14 protein-coding genes are annotated in these 17,009 nt (G+C 58.0%); 8 read left to right on the forward strand and 6 right to left on the reverse strand.

The genetic code is table 11. The annotated features are described in order from the left end of the window. Window positions 1-136: 136 nt before the first annotated feature. Window positions 137-2,236 (reverse strand): transketolase, encoded by a 2,100-nt coding sequence (gene tkt / locus CORAM0001_RS05925; RefSeq protein ID WP_005510764.1) that lies wholly within the window; start codon window positions 2,234-2,236, stop codon window positions 137-139. A gap of 288 nt (window positions 2,237-2,524) precedes the next feature. Between tkt and CORAM0001_RS05930 the strand changes: the two genes are divergently transcribed. Further along, the gene (locus CORAM0001_RS05930; protein ID WP_208854642.1) at window positions 2,525-3,439 is read left to right on the forward strand and encodes a heme o synthase; all 915 of its coding nucleotides are present in this window, start codon (window positions 2,525-2,527) and stop codon (window positions 3,437-3,439) included. Window positions 3,440-3,793: 354 nt separating this feature from the next. Here CORAM0001_RS05930 and CORAM0001_RS05935 read toward each other — a convergent pair whose 3' ends face one another. From CORAM0001_RS05935 to mptB, 4 genes are all read right to left on the reverse strand, one after another. Next, entirely contained in the window at window positions 3,794-4,807 is a 1,014-nt protein-coding gene (locus tag CORAM0001_RS05935; RefSeq protein WP_005510736.1) for a COX15/CtaA family protein, read from the reverse strand. A gap of 93 nt (window positions 4,808-4,900) precedes the next feature. Beyond that, entirely contained in the window at window positions 4,901-5,704 is an 804-nt protein-coding gene (locus CORAM0001_RS05940) for an ABC transporter permease (protein WP_005510813.1), read from the reverse strand. Further along, window positions 5,704-6,672: an ABC transporter ATP-binding protein gene (locus CORAM0001_RS05945; protein ID WP_005510793.1), complete on the reverse strand. Its 969-nt coding sequence runs from the start codon at window positions 6,670-6,672 to the stop codon at window positions 5,704-5,706. Before CORAM0001_RS05945 ends, CORAM0001_RS05940 begins: the two co-directional genes overlap by 1 nt. A gap of 25 nt (window positions 6,673-6,697) precedes the next feature. Then, window positions 6,698-8,437 (reverse strand): polyprenol phosphomannose-dependent alpha 1,6 mannosyltransferase MptB, encoded by a 1,740-nt coding sequence (gene mptB / locus CORAM0001_RS05950; protein ID WP_005510831.1) that lies wholly within the window; start codon window positions 8,435-8,437, stop codon window positions 6,698-6,700. Between the two features lie 185 nt (window positions 8,438-8,622). Between mptB and CORAM0001_RS05955 the strand changes: the two genes are divergently transcribed. The 7 genes from CORAM0001_RS05955 (at window position 8,623) to CORAM0001_RS05985 (ending at window position 15,075) form a co-directional block, all read left to right on the forward strand. Next, entirely contained in the window at window positions 8,623-9,321 is a 699-nt protein-coding gene (locus CORAM0001_RS05955; protein WP_005510799.1) for a helix-turn-helix transcriptional regulator, read from the forward strand. Next, complete coding sequence (gene sufB, locus CORAM0001_RS05960) at window positions 9,318-10,784, forward strand: Fe-S cluster assembly protein SufB (protein WP_005510784.1); 1,467 nt, start codon at window positions 9,318-9,320, stop codon at window positions 10,782-10,784. Before CORAM0001_RS05955 ends, sufB begins: the two co-directional genes overlap by 4 nt. A 5-nt stretch (window positions 10,785-10,789) precedes the next feature. Then, the gene (sufD, locus tag CORAM0001_RS05965; protein ID WP_005510840.1) at window positions 10,790-11,980 is read left to right on the forward strand and encodes a Fe-S cluster assembly protein SufD; all 1,191 of its coding nucleotides are present in this window, start codon (window positions 10,790-10,792) and stop codon (window positions 11,978-11,980) included. Between the two features lie 93 nt (window positions 11,981-12,073). Beyond that, entirely contained in the window at window positions 12,074-12,835 is a 762-nt protein-coding gene (sufC, locus tag CORAM0001_RS05970; RefSeq protein WP_005510783.1) for a Fe-S cluster assembly ATPase SufC, read from the forward strand. Next, window positions 12,828-14,081 carry a cysteine desulfurase gene (locus CORAM0001_RS05975; RefSeq protein ID WP_005510808.1) on the forward strand — a complete coding sequence of 418 codons (1,254 nt, stop codon included), beginning with the start codon at window positions 12,828-12,830 and terminating at the stop codon, window positions 14,079-14,081. The genes sufC and CORAM0001_RS05975 overlap by 8 nt, the downstream gene beginning before the upstream one ends. 21 nt (window positions 14,082-14,102) lie before the next feature. Further along, window positions 14,103-14,618, forward strand: coding sequence for a Fe-S cluster assembly sulfur transfer protein SufU (gene sufU, locus CORAM0001_RS05980; protein WP_005510836.1), 516 nt, complete (start codon window positions 14,103-14,105; stop codon window positions 14,616-14,618). Next, entirely contained in the window at window positions 14,611-15,075 is a 465-nt protein-coding gene (locus tag CORAM0001_RS05985) for a metal-sulfur cluster assembly factor (protein WP_005510771.1), read from the forward strand. Before sufU ends, CORAM0001_RS05985 begins: the two co-directional genes overlap by 8 nt. 402 nt (window positions 15,076-15,477) lie before the next feature. On the opposite strand, the gene CORAM0001_RS05990 is transcribed toward CORAM0001_RS05985, so the two are convergent. Beyond that, the gene (locus CORAM0001_RS05990; protein WP_005510837.1) at window positions 15,478-16,941 is read right to left on the reverse strand and encodes an amino acid permease; all 1,464 of its coding nucleotides are present in this window, start codon (window positions 16,939-16,941) and stop codon (window positions 15,478-15,480) included. Window positions 16,942-17,009 lie beyond the last annotated feature (68 nt).

The following is a 17,009-nucleotide window of genomic DNA, read 5'->3' on the forward strand; positions in this document are numbered from 1 at the left end:
CCTAAAGGCATCTCTAAATACTGTGTGTCTTTAAACTACTGTGCGACACAAACAATACTGGCGCTACCGGAGCGCCGGTAGGGGTTTCTACAATTCCCGTCCCGATGTCAGCCGTTAGCGCCAGGTTGAACAGAACTTACTTAGCAGCCTCGATGGACTCCTTGGCCGCATCGACAACAGCGCCAGCGGTAATGCCGAACTTCTCGAACAGCTCCTTGTACGGAGCCGAGGCACCGAAGTGCTCCAGGGAGACCGCGCGACCAGCGTCACCCAGGTGGCGGTACCACGGCATGGCAATTCCAGCCTCAACCGAGACACGAGCGCGGACGGCCTTCGGCAGGACCTGCTCACGGTAGGCCTCATCCTGCTGCTCGAACCAGTCAAGACACGGGACAGAGACAACGCGGGCGCTGACGCCTTCCTCAGCCAACTTCTCAGCGGCCTCGACAGCGAGATGAACCTCCGAGCCGGTACCCATGAGGATGACATCCGGGGTCTCCTTGGCGCCGTCGACAAGCACGTACGCACCACGACGGACACCCTCAGCGGCCTTCTCCTTGGTGCCTTCCAGAACCGGAACGTTCTGGCGGGTCAGAGCCAGAGCCTTCGGGCCTGCCTCGCCCTGAAGAACAGCGGACCAAGCCTGAGCGGTCTCGTTAGCGTCAGCCGGGCGGACAGTGGACACACCCGGGATAGCGCGCAGCGAAGCCAGCTGCTCAACAGGCTGGTGCGTCGGACCGTCTTCGCCCAGACCAATGGAGTCGTGGGTCCAGACATAAATAGGGGAGATGCCCATCAGCGATGCAAGGCGGACAGCCGGACGCATGTAGTCCGAGAAGATAAGGAAGGTGCCGCCATACGGACGGGTACCACCGTGGAGCAGAATGCCGTTGAGGATCGAGCCCATGGCGTGCTCACGAATACCGAAGTGCAGGTTGCGGCCGTACGGGCCGGTGTTCCAGGTACCGGTGGTGATGGATTTCGGGCCGAAGGATGGCTCACCCTTCAGGACAGTATTGTTGGAGCCAGCCAGGTCAGCCGAGCCACCCCATAGTTCCGGCAGGGTCTTGCCCAGTGCCTGCAGCGCGGCCTCGGAAGCCTTACGGGTGGCAACACCCTTCTCGTCCGGCTCCCAGGTCGGCAACTCAGCGTCGAAGTCCTCCGGCAGCTCGCCAGCGGTCAGACGGTCCAGCAGAGCCTTGCGCTCCGGGTTAGCCGCAGCCCACTCATCAAACTTCACCTGCCACTGTGCGTGAGCCTCAGCACCGCGCTCAACTAGCTTGCGGGTGTGCTCAATGACTTCGTCAGCGACGTCAAAGCTCTTGTCGGTATCGAAGCCGAGAGCTTCCTTGATGCCGACAATCTCCTCGCCACCAAGTGCAGCACCGTGCGAAGCGCCGGTGTTCATCTTGGTCGGAGCCGGGTAAGCGATCACAGTGCGAACGCGAATGAAGGTCGGACGCTCCGTATCCTTCTTGGCCTCCTCGACAGCAGCCTCGAGTGCTGCGACGTCCTCGCCGCCGTCGACCTCAATGACCTGCCAGCCGTAAGCACGGTAGCGGTCCGCGACATTCTCGGTGAAAGCAATGGTGGTGTCGTCCTCAATGGAGATGCCGTTGTCATCCCAGAAGACAATCAGGTTGCCCAGCTGCTGAGTGCCAGCCAGCGAGCAGGCCTCGGCAGTGACACCCTCCTGAACGTCACCATCAGACGCAATGACGTACACGTAGTGATCAAACGGAGACTCACCCGGAGCAGCTTCCGGGTCGAACAGCCCGCGTTCCCGTCGCGAAGCCATGGCGAAACCGACAGCCGACGCCAGACCCTGACCCAGCGGACCAGTGGTGATTTCCACGCCGTCAGTGTGGCCGTACTCCGGGTGACCCGGCGTGAGGGCGTCCCACGTACGCAACGCCTTCAGGTCATCGAGCTCCAGGCCGAAACCGCCGAGGTAGAGCTGGACGTACTGCGTCAGAGAGGTGTGACCACAGGAGAGAATGAAACGGTCACGGCCGATCCACTTCGTATCCTTCGGGTCATGGCGCATAACGCGCTGGTAAAGAGAGTAAGCCAGCGGTGCGAGGCTCATCGCAGTGCCGGGGTGTCCCGAACCTGCTTTTTCCACGGCGTCTGCAGCCAGCACACGAGCCGTATCTACGGCCTTCGTATCCAAGTCAGACCAGTCCGAGGGGTAGTTGCGCACAACCCGTGCTTCATGCTCAGTCGACAGTGTCACGTGAATGACTCCTAGTATCCAAATGGATTAGTAAAGTTCTCCTCCATACTAACTAGGATTGCGCGCTCCGGGTTCAAACCGGGCCGAATAGCTAAGAGGTAAGTCTCAGAGGGCGCGCCGCACATGCTTAACGACGGTCATTATTGGAACCGTTATGATTACCGGTAAACTGATTGCCTACCCCTCATTTTATTTTGCGGAAAAACTCGTCGGGAACTTTTTGACCGTTACATCCGACTATTAGTATTCGGGGGGTTGTTTATGGCGCGTGAAAGGGACATTGCTTTGTTGGAAACAGTCAAGGCGTATATTGCACTGACTAAGCCAAGAATTATTGAGCTCCTGCTCGTCGCGGCCATTCCCGCAATGCTTCAGGCTGATCGCGGTCATGTACACGTTGGACTGATTCTTCTCACCCTGTTCGGTGGTTGGATGGGCGCAGCGGCCGCACACACCTTCAATATGGTCATGGATTACGACATCGACCAGAAGATGCGCCGCACTCGCCGTCGCCCGCTCGCGCGCAACCAGGTTAGCCGTCGAGCGGCAGCGATTTTCGGCACTGTCTTGATGATTGCGTCGGTCCTGTGGCTGTGGTTGCTGTGTAACTCGCTGCTAGCCGCCGTTTTCATTCTGATTACGATTGCCTTCTACATCTTCGTCTACACGTTGTGGCTGAAGCGCCGTACTGATCAGAACGTAATTTGGGGTGGCGCTGCGGGTTGTATGCCGGTGATGGTCGGCTGGGCCGTAATCACTGACAACAACCCGGAGATTACGGGGCTGGCTCACTGGTGGCAGGCATTCATCCTGTTCCTGCTTATCTTCTTCTGGACACCGCCGCACACCTGGGCATTGGGCCTGCGCTACAAGGAGGACTACAAGGCCGCTGGCGTGCCGATGATGCCTGTGGTCAAGCCGGCAATCGTCGTTTCTAAGCGCATTATTTACTACACCGCCGCGACCGTGATTACCACTCTGCTGTTGGTTCCGTACGCTGGTTGGATCTATCTGATTGGTGCCGTTGGCGCTGGTGCTTGGTTCCTGTGGGGCGCCATTGATCTGCACCGCCACGTTAAGACCGGCGGCAAGATCAAGCCGATGAAGCTGTTCTTCATGTCGAACAACTACTTATCCATCGTCTGTGTGGCGCTTTCTCTCGATGCCGTACTCGGACTGCAGACAGTTTCGAGCATGTTTTAGAGCAGCTGCTGAGCTCCTTTGAAGAGGCTCTTCCCGGTTGTGAACTGCTCCCCATTAGTTGGACTGAGAAATCAGTTACCGACTAGTGGGGAGCAGTTCAGTTGTGTGGGGAGGGCCTCTTTTTTGTGTGTGCGAATACGGGCTGCACATGTGAAACTGTGCGAGTTTATGTCACTCCAAGGCCATTTTTCGCGCCATTTCTGTCATAAACATAATCAGTAACTCGGATCGATAAGTGAGCAGACAGCAGAACCGCCTAAACACGCGCAAATCAAGGTGCGTGTTTAGGCGGTTCGAGTAGGAATCAACAGCCGGTAACCAAAATCGTCACCACAGCCACTGACCGGCAGCTAGCTACGCGGAAACCTCGACGTTCTTCTCCGATACAACAGTGGCGGCAGCCGCATCGCCTTCAAGAGAGCCAGTGACTACTGCGCTGCCTCCGACAGTGCGGTAACCGTGCTGGAACAGTACTGCGGTCAAAGCGGTGCAGATACCAGATCCGGCAACGTGAACCGGCACCAATGCCTCCGGTACACCGGACCAGTACTGAATCATTCCAACTACACCCTGAGCCAAAATGAACACAACGAGTACGAGGGCAATTTTACGCACAGGTGCAAAGGCTTCCGAGGCCAGCAGACCGAAAATCAGGCCAATAACCAGGCCAAGGTAGAGGTACATAAAACCAGCGTGGATATGCGCCAAGTCAACAATCGGTAGCTGGAGGCGGTCCTCCGGGAGCACCGAAGCATCTCCAGCGTGTGGCCCCGCACCGGTGACCATAGTTCCGGTAATCAGCGTCATCGTCAGGGCCAAGCCGGAGGCGGCAGCCAGATAGCGTAGATAGCGCGGGTACATGCGGGTAGCAGTGCCGTCGTCAGGCTCAGAAATCTTGACGAAAAGCATGCCAGCGAGCCAGACCAGAATCATCGAAGGCAGGAAGTGCAGGGCCACGGCGTACCACTTCAGGTCAACCCACACGGAAATGCCACCGATAACAGCCTGGACGATAACGCCGAGACCGTTGAGGAAGGCCAGCAACTTGATTTCCTTACGGCGGCCGACACGCATAACCGAAAGGAAGAGCAGAAGTGTCAGAGCAACTAGCACAAAGGTGAGCAGCCGGTTGCCGAACTCAATAATTTGATGGAGCATTTCTGCTTCCCCGGCAACAGGAACGAAACTGCCCGGGTGACATTCTGGCCACGATGCACAACCGAGGCCTGAACCAGTAACACGGACGATAGAACCGGTTACCGCGATCGCCGCCTGTGCAATCAATACGAGAAGCGCATAGAGCTTCTGGCGCCCGATTGGTGCCAGCGGCAAAAACGATAGGGGCAAACTTCGATCTGCAGTATTCACATTAAGAAATTCTACCCATGCTGGCGGAAAATGGTAATAAGCGAAACCCCTGCGTTGGGCTGCGCTTTTCTTTGCAGATTCCCCGACAGATTCCTAGTCATTCGGCATATCAAAACGGAACCAGCGAGCCGCCAGTGCAGCGCCAAGGACACCCCACACGATCAGCACCCCGACAGCTGACCAATGGACGGACATGGCCAATGCCGCGGAGATCACGTCGGTAAGCGCGACGGACGGCAAGAGGTGTAGCAGTACAGAGCTGATGCCATCTAGCGACGGTGCGACGGCCACATAAGTAGTCGCACCAATAAGGATGAACCAGATCAGGTTGGCCAGACCTAGGATTAGCTCGGCTCCCAACGTGCCGCCCATGAGCAAGCCCAATGAGGTAAAGACGAACGTTCCCAGAAGCATCCCCACATAAGCCAGCAGCCAGCCGCCAATCGACAGCTCTGCGCCAAGAGCGAGCCCCACGAGACTAAACAGTATGTACTGCAACGTGACGGTGGTACAGACCGACACAATCTTGCCAGCAATAATGCCCCAGGGTGGCACGCCTGAGGCGCCGATGCGCTTCAGGGCTCCGTAACGGCGGTCAAAGCCCACGGCAATTGCCTGCCCGGTAAACCCTGCAGACATGACGGAAATCGCCAGCACCATGGGGAAGATACGCTCGAGCGGATGATCGAGTTCAAACACCGGCACCATCACCAGGCCGATGAGCATTGCCAACGGGATAATGATGGTGAGGAGCATTTGCTCACCGTGCCGCCAGAAGAGCTTCGTCTCTAACCACGCCTGCGACATGACCAACTTTGCCATGTCCGAACGCTGTGGTGCCGGGGCGAAAGTGCCCTTTGCAAAGCGGGAGGCATCGGCTCTCGGTGCGGTAGTCATTAGCTCCTCATCTCCGTTCCAGTGATCTGCAAGAAGACATCTTCAAGCGATTGCGTCGCCCTATTCAACGAGGTGATCAGCACCTCTTGCTGCTCGCAGCTCTGCGCCAAGACAGTCAAGGCGCGCGGTGAAGCCTCACCAATCAGGGAAAACTCTCCACCGCCAGAACGCTGCAGTCGCTGTGAAAGGCCAGACTCGCTAAAGCTGCGGTTGACCTCTTCGAAGTCAAGGCTGCCTCGAACGCTGATCTTCATGGCAGTGCTTGACGACGTTCCCTGGAGCGCCGATGCGCCTGCGCTAGTGACCTCCTCGGTGGTGCCGGCCACAACTAGATGTCCTTGGTCGATAATCGCAACGTCGTCGGCAAGCGATTCGGCCTCGTCCATCAGGTGCGTTGTCAGGACTACGGTGACCCCATCCCGGCGCAGCGACGAGATGAGATCCCAGACGGCCAGACGGGACTGGGCATCGAGGCCTGCTGTCGGCTCGTCGAGGAACACCAGCTCCGGGCGTCCGACCAGGGCGCATGCGAGCGACAGCCGCTGCTGCTGACCACCAGAGAGCCTGCGGTAGTTCGTCTTACGATGGCGTTCTAGGCCCACGACTTCAAGGAGCCAATCAGTGTCCAGCGGGTTTGCGGAGTAACTGGCAACGAGGTTCAGCATTTCGCCAACGCGAACACCGGGGTAGGCACCTCCGCCCTGGAGCATGATGCCAATGCGGCTGCGTAGTGCTGTGGTTTGAGTGACCGGGTCGAGATCGAGAATTCGAATTCGCCCTTCATCCGGCTTGATGACGCCCTCACACATTTCAACAGTTGTGGTCTTACCAGCGCCGTTGGGGCCGAGGAGCGCAAGAACCCTACCTCGATCCAGGGAAAGCGAAAGGTCTGATACAGCCTCAACGTCATCGAATTTCTTCGTTACGTTCTCAAGGCGCAGAGCAGGAGAATTTGCAGCGTTATTCACGGTTAGTCAGTCTAATCTCACAGTTTTAATGAAGGCGAAATACCTTAGATCGCGTCGAGTACGCCAAGATGACGAACATGACTGCGACGAAGAATACCAACGCCAGTAGGTAAATCTGAGCGACGGTGCCCGGAGGCAACCCCAGGCCGCGTGGTAGTACTACAAAACTGAAAATTGCCGAGTACAGAACCACGGCAATGCGGAATTGTACCCGGTTGGCCCAAGCGGACAGGGGCACGATGGCCCATAGCAAGTACCAGGGATGCACGACGGGGAAGAGGATTACTAGAGCAAACATCGCAAGGCCGTAGCCGCCGAGCGGGTGAATGCGACCACGGAACGTTGCTAGCAACATGCGCAGGAGCCAGGCAGCTACCAGCACTACGCCAACGCCGCGGGTAAACAGCAAAGCACTGTCGCTGATATCGCCGAGACCCAAAAGCCTGCCGAAGAAACCAGCGATAATCCCGAGCAGGGTAGTCAGCGACATCCAACTGCGTACCGTTGCGGCGCCACCTTGCGCGGTAATCCAACCAAAGCCCAGACCAGTTCCTAAGGAAACAACGACTGCCGTGACGACGGTTATTGCGCCCGTCACTACCGCGGAAAGAGCAACGGCCTTCCAGGTGCTGCCAAACTTTCGAGCCAGCCACATGCCGGCAAAGCCGAGCGCCACGAAACCGGTGACTTTGACCATTCCGGCGAGGCCGATGAGCACGATACCGCCTGCATACAGCGCCCACGATCTACCTCGGCTTTGGTTCTCGTGTCCGATGGGCCCTGCCCCTGGCAGCTCATCGGGCACCATCGATTGCGCAGGGCCGTGGATAGCGCGCAGACACAGTTCGAGACCAACGAGCAGGAGTGCCAGCAGCAGGGCCTCGTTGTGGATACCACCCACCAGGTGCAGCAGTACCAGCGGATTGAGCGTGCCCAGCCAGAGAGTGAACTGTGAGCTAACTCCGCAACGGCGACCAAGCTGCACCAGCGCCCAGGAAACCACGAAAAGCGAAACAATGGCGACGAGTCGATGCAGAAAGACGGAAGCAATCACCCCGTCGCTGGTTATCTTGGCGATGCCCCATGCCACTGCGAGGGCCGTGGGGCCGTATGGGCTCGGAGAGTGCGACCATATCAATGGCACTGACCGGGCCAGCGGGTCGTTGGCTCCCAATAGGTCAACAGGCCCTGCGAGGTAGGGATCCATTCCCCGCTCCACAATTGCAGCCTGCGCCAAATAGGAATAGATATCCTGCGTAAACAGGGGAGCGGTAAACATCAAGGGCAATACCCATGCTGCGTAGGTGCGTATGAGCATCGGAGTAGTCACTGCGGTGACACGAGTCCGCGCACCGGCCAGAACGAAAGCGCCGACACCCAACCAGGCTGTGACTAACATGCCAATGCCCACGAAGGTGACGATTGTCGTTGCGACCAACATTCGACCGAGGATTAGCCCGAGAGGTGTACCCCAAAACTCATTTCCAACCACCGGTGTCGCGCCTGAGCCAATCCCGGCGACCATAATAAACACTGACCCGAGAGCACCCAGCCAACGCAGCCAGGTGAAGCGTCGGAGTTCGCGGTGATTAATGCGGTGTTGGAGCGGCTGTTCTGAACCCTGGTGGAGGGTTGCCGACCTGGAACCGGCCAGACCAATTTTCGGAATGGCGTCACGCACCCCGAGAGCGTCGTCGAAGGTGGACGAGCGGCGCGGGGTAGGTCGGTTAGTTTTCACAAGGTCACATAGTAGACGATTCGACACGCCGAAAGGGCGTTCTAATCAGCGACGTTGCATTGATATTTAAATGCGTTGGACATTGTGACCCAATTACGACACAATTATGTTGTCTAATACACCAGCGGCGCAAGTGGGATACTTGCCTCGCTGAGCCACCTAGACACCCATTATTATCCAGCAGTCCAATCGCAGGAGGTGACTCACCAGTCATGGCAGATCGGAAGCCGACAGTCAATGATGGTGACACGCGCAAGCGCATTCTCCAATTGCTTCTGGAACACAACCCGGCGTCTGCGACTTTTATCGCAGACACCCTGGGACTATCCGCTGCAGGCGTCCGCCGTCATATTGACATTCTGGTGGACGAAGGTCTTGCCGAAACCGCTCCGGCACCCAGCACCGGCCCCCGGGGCCGAGGCAGGCCAGCAAAGTCCTATCGCCTGACAGATCGGGGCCGCGCTAGATTCGGGCACGCTTACGACGACCTTGCTAGTGCAGCTCTGACCGCACTGCGCAAGGCCGGTGGTGAGCAGGCAGTTGCCCAGTTTGCCCGTCAACGTATTGATGACATTCTGCTCGGCGTCACCCCGGTGGGGCAGGACGCAGAGAAGGAAGAGGTCGTAGAGGCCGTCGTCGATGCTTTCCGACGGGCCGGGTACGCGGCAACTATCAACCAGAACACTGGCGGCGTGCAGATTTGCCAGCACCATTGCCCAATTAGCCACGTGGCCTCCGAGTTTCCGGAGCTCTGCGCGGCGGAGCATGAAGCCGTTAGTAAATTATTAGGTCAGCACACCCAACCGTTGGCGACAATCGCTGATGGAAACGGTATCTGCACCACAAATATCCCACTCACTCCCGTAACAAAGACATTTACTGAATCGCCACAAGAAAGGAGCGGAGAATGACCCTCGCCCATGAGAACTCCACCGACGTGGCTGAATCCACGAAGGCTGCCACTCCGCAGACTGACGAAGAGATTATCGAGTCCATTGGTGCCTACCAGTTCGGTTGGCACGACCCGGATACCGCTGGTGCTTCCGCGAAGCGCGGTCTGTCTGAGGCAGTCGTTCGCGACATTTCGGCTAAGAAGAACGAGCCGGAGTGGATGCTTGAGCGCCGCTTGAAAGCTTTGGAAATCTTTGACCGCAAGCCGCTGCCCACCTGGGGCGCGGATCTGTCGGGCATTGACTTCGACAATATTAAGTACTTCGTTCGCTCCACTGAGAAGCAGGCCCAGACTTGGGAAGACCTGCCGGAGGATATCAAGAACACCTACGACAAGCTCGGCATTCCGGAGGCTGAGAAGCAACGCCTGGTCGCAGGTGTCGCCGCTCAGTACGAGTCTGAGGTTGTCTACCACCAGATTCGCGAGGATCTAGAGTCACAGGGCGTTATCTTCCTAGACACCGACACCGCTCTAAAGGAACACCCGGAGCTGTTTAAGGAGTACTTCGGCACCGTCATTCCGTCCGGTGACAACAAGTTCTCCGCTCTTAACACCGCAGTCTGGTCCGGCGGCTCCTTCATTTACGTGCCGAAGGGCGTTCACGTGGACATCCCGCTGCAGGCATACTTCCGTATCAACACGGAAAACATGGGACAGTTCGAGCGCACGCTCATTATTGTCGACGAGGATGCCTACGTGCACTACGTCGAGGGCTGTACCGCTCCGATTTACAAGTCCGACTCGCTGCACTCGGCTGTTGTGGAGATTATCGTGAAGAAGGGTGGCCGCTGCCGCTACACCACGATCCAGAACTGGTCGAACAACGTCTACAACTTGGTTACCAAGCGCACCAAGTGCGAAGAGGGCGCAACCATGGAGTGGATTGACGGCAACATCGGCTCCAAGGTCACCATGAAGTACCCAGCAGTGTGGATGACCGGTCCGCATGCCAAGGGCGAGGTGCTGTCCGTGGCTATGGCTGGTGAGGGCCAGTTCCAGGACACCGGCGCCAAGATGGTGCACATGGCTCCGCACACGAGCTCCAACATCGTGTCCAAGTCCGTGGCCCGCAATGGTGGCCGCGCTGCCTACCGCGGTCTGGTGCAGGTCAACAAGGGCGCCAAGCACTCGCACTCCAACGTCGAGTGTGACGCACTCCTGGTGGACACAATTTCGCGTTCGGACACGTACCCGTACGTGGATGTCCGCGAGGACGACGTTACCCTCGGCCACGAGGCAACGGTTTCCAAGGTCTCTGACGATCAGCTTTTCTACCTGATGAGCCGCGGCATCGAAGAAGAAGATGCAATGGCCATGGTCGTGCGCGGCTTTGTCGAGCCCATTGCCAAGGAGCTCCCGATGGAATACGCCCTCGAGCTCAACCGCCTCATTGAACTGCAGATGGAAGGTTCGGTCGGTTAATACCAATGACTACGACGATTAACAACGAAAACCAGGCTGCTCATAGCCGCCGCGTGCTGGCGAACAAGGGCGACGTTTTCTCATCCTTCAACGTGGAGGACTTCGCCGTGCCGCATGGCAAGGATGAAGAGTGGAAGTTCACGCCGCTGCGTAAGCTCCGCGGTCTCCACAACGGCACCGCCGCGGATCCGGTTGCAGCCTCGATTTCGGTCGAGACTGCCGGTCAGGATGGTGTCGCTGTGGACGTCGTCAAGCGTGACGACGAACGCCTTGGCCGCGCCGGTACCCCAACGGATCGCGTGGCAGCACAGGCGTACTCAAACTTCGACGATGCGCACGTCGTGACCTTCGCGAAGAATTCGGTTTCCAAGGAGCCCGTCGTCATTGACATCGATGGTCCGGGCGAGGACAACGTGTCCTACGGCCATATCGTCATTGACGTGCAGTCCCATGCCGAGGCCGTCTGCGTCATCAACTACCGCGGCAGTGGCACGTTCGCGGACAACATCGAATTCGCAATCGGCGACGGCGCCAAGCTGAGCGTCGTGACCATGGTGAACTGGAACGAAGATGCAGTTCACGGCTCTGCGCACCATATTCGTGTCGGTCGCGATGCCACGCTGCGCCACACCGTCGCGACGTTCGGTGGCGAGGTTGTCCGTATCGTTCCGCGCGTTGCTTTCACGGCACCCGGCGGCGATGTCGATCTGCTGGGCGTGTACTTCGCCGATGCCGGTCAGTACTTTGAAAACCGCATGCTGGTCGACCACGCTGTGCCGAACTGCCGCTCCAACGTGATGTACAAGGGCGCGCTGCAGGGCGAGCCGAATGTCGCTCATCGTGAGGCCCGCACCGCGTGGGTGGGAGACGTGCTCATTCGTGCAGAAGCGACGGGCACCGACACCTACGAGCTCAACCGCAACCTGCTGCTCACCGAGGGCGCGCGTGCCGACGCAGTTCCGAACTTGGAAATTGAAACCGGTGAGATTGCCGGTGCCGGGCACGCTGCCACCGTTGGTCGCTTCGACGAGGAACAGCTGTTCTACCTGCTCTCGCGCGGTATTCCGGAGCTAGCAGCCCGCCGTCTGGTGGTTCGCGGCTTCTTCAGCGAGGTCATCAACCTGATACCGGTCGAGTCCGTTCGCGAGAAGCTTGAAAAGCTCGTTGACGAAGAGCTCAACACCGCTGGCTTCTAACCGCTTATTTTCTTTCTCACCCTTTCCGTCCTGTCACCCCGGCAGCACCGGGGGAGCAGGCCACTTACACCGATTAAAGGAAAAGATTTCACTATGAGCACTTTGGAAATCCGTAACCTCCACGCGCAGGTGCTGCCGACCGACGAGTCCGCCGAGCCCAAGGAGATTTTGAAGGGCGTCAACCTGACGATTAACTCCGGCGAAACCCACGCCGTGATGGGTCCGAACGGCTCCGGTAAGTCCACCCTGAGCTACACCATCGCAGGTCACCCGCGTTACGAAGTCACCGAGGGCGAGATTCTCCTCGATGGCGAAAACGTGCTGGAGATGAGCGTCGACGAGCGCGCTCGCGCTGGCCTCTTCCTGGCAATGCAGTACCCGGTGGAGGTCACCGGTGTGTCCATGTCCAACTTCCTGCGCTCTGCAGCAACCGCTGTCCGTGGTGAAGCTCCGAAGCTGCGCCACTGGGTCAAGGAGGTCCGTGAGGCCATGGCTGACCTGGAGATTGACTCTTCCTTCTCCGAGCGCTCCGTCAATGAGGGCTTCTCCGGTGGCGAGAAGAAGCGCCACGAGATTCTGCAGCTCGACCTGCTGAAGCCGAAGTTCGCCATCCTGGATGAGACCGACTCCGGTCTGGACGTCGACGCTCTGCGCGTCGTCTCCGAGGGCATTAACCGGTACCAGGATGAAAACGACGGCGGCATCCTGATCATTACTCACTACCAGCGCATCCTGAACTATGTGAAGCCGGACTTCGTCCACGTCTTCCACGATGGTCGCTTCATCACCTCCGGTGGCCCGGAGCTCGCAGACGAGCTGGAAGAGCACGGCTACGAGAAGTACATCAATGCCTAACGCCGAACTACTCAGCCCATCACTCCGCGAGGATTTTCCGATTCTGTCGCGCACTGTCCGTGACGGAAAGCGGCTGGTCTACCTGGACTCCGGAGCGACCTCGCAGCGCCCGAAACAGGTCATCGATGCTGAAGTGGAGTTCCTAACTCACCACAACGCCCCGGTGCACCGCGGTGCCTACGAGATTGCTGAGGAGGCCACGGATGCCTACGAAGATGCCCGCGAAGCCATTGCAGGCTTCATCGGCGCCGACTATGACGAGCTGGTCTTCACGAAGAACGCCACCGAAGCGTTGAATACAGTGGCATTCGTGCTTGGCGACGACCGCTCAGGTCAGTACCAGGTCGGCGAAGGTGACGAGATTGTCGTCACTGAGCTGGAGCATCACGCGAACTTGGTGCCGTGGCAGGAGCTGGCTCGTCGCACTGGTGCGACACTGCGTTGGTATGGCGTGACTGAGGACGGCCGCATTGACATGGACTCGCTGGAGCTCAGCGAGAAGACCAAGGTTGTGGCCTTTACCCATCAGTCAAACGTCACTGGTGCAGTCACCGATGTGAAGGAGATGGTGCGTCGTGCTCGCGAGGTCGGTGCGCTGGTAGTCCTCGATGCCTGTCAGTCGGTGCCGCATATGCCTGTCGACGTCAAGGATCTCGATGTAGACTTCCTGGCGTTCTCCGGCCACAAGATGCTTGGCCCCAACGGGGTCGGTGCGCTCTACGGTCGCCGGGAACTGCTCGAGGCACTGCCGCCGTTCCTCACTGGTGGCTCGATGATTGAGGTCGTCACCATGGAGAAGACCACCTTCGCAGCGCCTCCGCAGCGCTTCGAGGCGGGTACCATGATGACCTCCCAGGTCGTCGGCCTGGGGGCTGCGGTGAAGTACCTGGATGCCATAGGTATGGATAAAGTGGCTGCTCATGAGCACCGCTTGACCGCGCTCGCACTGGAGAAGCTGCAGGAAATTGACGGCGTGACCATCATCGGCCCGACTACTCCAGAACAGCGTGGCTCTGCTGTGTCCTTCAAGGTCGAGGGCATTCACCCTCACGACCTTGGCCAGGTTCTCGACGACCAGGGCGTGTGCATCCGCGTCGGTCATCACTGTGCATGGCCGATTCACCAGATTCTCAACGCTCAGTCGACCGCCCGGGCATCCTTCTACATCTACAACACGGAAGAGGACGTACAGGCGCTTGCCGACGCAGTGCGCTACGCCCAGAAGTTCTTCGGTGTCACCCCATAACTTTAAGGAAAGGAGAAGGACATGAAGCTCGAGCAGATGTACCAGGAAGTCATCCTTGATCATTACAAGCATCCGCAGCACGCGGGTTTGCGGGAGCCTTTCAATACGGAAGTGCACCACGTCAATCCGTCGTGTGGCGATGAACTCACGCTTCGAGTCACCCTGAACGACGACCTCACCGTCGTCAATGACGTCTCCTATGACGCCGTGGGCTGTTCTATCTCGCAGGCCTCCACCTCGGTTATGGCTGAGGAGATTGTCGGCAAGACTGTCGATGAGGCTATGGCCAAGCTCGCCGAGTTCGAGAGAATGGTCACGTCCCGTGGAAAGATTGAGGGAGACGAGGACCTTATTGGCGATGGTATTGCCTTCGCCGGTGTTTCTAAGTACCCCGCCCGCGTAAAGTGCGCGCTTCTCGGATGGAAAGCTTTCCAGGCCGCAACCGCTGAGGCCCTGGCCAACGCAGCTGAAGGCAACGGCGTTGGTACCGCGACTGTAACCGTTACCGATGACGAGGAAGGCCATCACCATGACTGAACCAATCGCTAATGACGCCACCTCGCCCGCGCAGCCAGACGCTGTCGACGAGGACACTATGACCACTGGTGCTCCGATTGATGAGGGGGATGCGTACGAGTCCATCACCGTCCCGCCGGCACCGGAGCAGACCGAAGCCGATAACAAGCTGGCCATCCAGGTTGAAGAGGCAATGTACGAGGTTGTTGACCCGGAACTCGGAGTCAACGTCGTGGACCTGGGCCTGGTATATGACATCTGGATTGAAGAAGGCGACATTGCCGCTATCTTCATGACACTCACATCCCCGGCCTGCCCGCTGACCGATATGCTCACCGACCAGACAGCCTCCGAGGTTATGAAGATCGAAGGTATCCGCGACTTCCGCCTCAACTGGGTCTGGTCCCCGGCATGGGGCCCGCACATGATTACTGAGGACGGCCGCGAGCAGATGCGTGCTCTCGGCTTCTCGGTCTAGATGATCAGTGACAGCGGTGATTAGAGAACCGCTACGTTAAAAGTGCTTGGCGACGAGCTCCTGGCTCGGTCAGCTAGGCACTTTTTCATTTGTATTGAGTTGCTGACTGCGTTTATGGTCGGCATCGGTAGGGCGATGCGAGGTACTGACTGCGTTTATTTCAAAAATGGCCCGAAAAATGGCCTGAAAGCGTCATAAACTCGCACAGTTTCACACGTGCAGCCCGTATTCACATGTGCAGCCCGTAGCTTTTTGGGGTTGTCCGACTCGGAGTAAAAAGCGACCCCACCTGACACTGAAAAGTGCCAAGCGGGGTCGCTATTGTCTTCGACTGCTAATCCAAGTCGTGAGAGTTAGATGCGAGATGCATTGCTACTCGCAGCTATTCACAGCCATTCGCAGTTATTCGCGACTCATGTCTGCGGTGGCCGGGTCAACGAGCTTGGAGCCCGTGACCTTCTTATGGATGAACCACAGCAGGACAAAGACCGGGATACCCAGGTACGGAGTGAGGATAGCGAAGATGTTCTCACCAGTGCGGATCGGATCAAGTGCCTGTCCGGCCACCACAAAGAAGCACATAATCAGTGCCAGCACAGCACCGGCGGGGAAAAAACTTGCCTTGTAGGGAAGCGAATCCAATGGGATATTCTGGGCCTTCAGACACTTGCGGAAGCGGTAGTGGCTGAAAGAGATACCAAACCAGGTGATAAAGCCCGCGAGCGCAGAAAGCGTCAGCAGGAAGGTGTACGCCACACCATCGCCTACCAATGAAGTAATGAAGCCAGCCATACCGATGACAGCGGTGGCAATCAGAGCGCGCAGCGGAACGCCGTGCCCGGAAAGCTTGCCGAAGTAACGTGGAGCGTGTCCCTGACGGGCCAGGGAAAACAGCATACGAGTGGACACATACATACCGGAGTTACCTGCGGACAACACCGAGGTCAGAATAACGGCGTTCATCAGCCCAGCGGCAATCGCGATACCTGCGCGTTCAAAGACCAGGGTGAACGGTGAAATAGAAATGTTGTCCTCGGCGGCGTTCAGAAGATTCGGGTCCGTGTACGCAATAAGGAAACCAATAACAGCGATGGCACCGATGTAGAACAGCAGAATACGCCAGAAGATAGTGCGAATCGCGCGGGGAATCGTGCGCTCAGGATCTTCAGCCTCACCTGCTGCTACGCCAACCATCTCGGTGCCCTGGAAGGAGTAGCCGGCTACGACGAAGACGGCCAGCAGTCCCATTCCGCCATTGACGAATGGGGCGTCGCCCGTGGTCCAGTTTTCGAAGCCGGGGGAGGACCCACCCAAGATGCCGAAAATCATGCCGACACCAAGAACGAGGAAGACGATGACGGTAATGACCTTGATGGTCGCAAACCAGAACTCGCCCTCGCCGAATGCACGTGCGGACAGGGCATTCAGCCCGAATAGAATCGCGAGGAAGAGCGCGGACCAGACGATTGAAGGCACATCCGGGAACCAATAGCGCATCACCAGTGCAGCAGCGACCAGCTCTGCGGCCACAGTAATCGCCCAGTTAAACCAGTAGTTCCAGCCCATAGCAAAGCCGAAGGATTCTGAGACGTATCGGCGACCGTACTCCTGGAAGGAACCGGGCACCGGCAGGTAGGCGGCCATCTCGCCGAGAGACTGCATAACCAGCCACACCATGATGCCTATAAGAGCGTAAGCGATGAGCGCACCGCCTGGACCGGCCTGCGAAATGGTCGCACCGGAAGCAACAAACAGGCCCGTACCAATGGCACCGCCAATGGCAATCATGTTCAGGTGGCGAGCTCTCAGCCTGCGCTGAAGCTTATGGTTTTGTGAGGAAGTCTCCTCAGATTGCGTCGAAGTCATTTATTTATCATAAGCGTTTGTACTCCGGTGAATGCAAAAACCACACTGCTTTAATTGTTGGTATCACC

This window comes from Corynebacterium amycolatum SK46 (genome assembly GCF_000173655.1).
In the GTDB taxonomy this organism is placed as follows: Bacteria; Actinomycetota; Actinomycetes; order Mycobacteriales; family Mycobacteriaceae; genus Corynebacterium; species Corynebacterium amycolatum_A.